The sequence below is a fragment of the Chromohalobacter sp. HP20-39 genome (assembly GCF_033052815.1).
Taxonomy (GTDB): domain Bacteria; phylum Pseudomonadota; class Gammaproteobacteria; order Pseudomonadales; family Halomonadaceae; genus Chromohalobacter.
In genome coordinates this window covers 1-239 of the sequence record NZ_JAWHTP010001131.1, presented here as the reverse complement: position 1 = coordinate 239, position 239 = coordinate 1, and the positions used below count along the sequence as shown (strand labels likewise).

At 59.0% G+C, this 239-nt stretch carries 1 protein-coding gene; it reads right to left on the bottom strand.

Annotated features, from left to right (window positions below; translation table 11 throughout):
- A partial coding sequence (locus RVY79_RS21430; RefSeq protein WP_411161784.1) for a ThiF family adenylyltransferase occupies positions 1-239 on the bottom strand: 239 nt, incomplete at both ends.

Here is a 239-nt window from a genome sequence, read left to right as displayed (position 1 = left end):
GTCGGCCAAAACTAGCCTGCGAACGCCCGCCTGTGCCAACTGCATCGCGATGGACGCTCCAAGCGCCCCGCAGCCGAAGACAGCCACAGTTGCATTGTCCAGTTCTCGCGGGCGCGCACCGGTTGTGCGTGAAAGCAGAAAATCTGAATCAATGCGCGTCACGCCTGCACGATGAACAGGAAAGGATGCATCCGAAATACGGCGGTAGAGGAGCGTGGAAGAGAAGCGCCTTTTCCTCA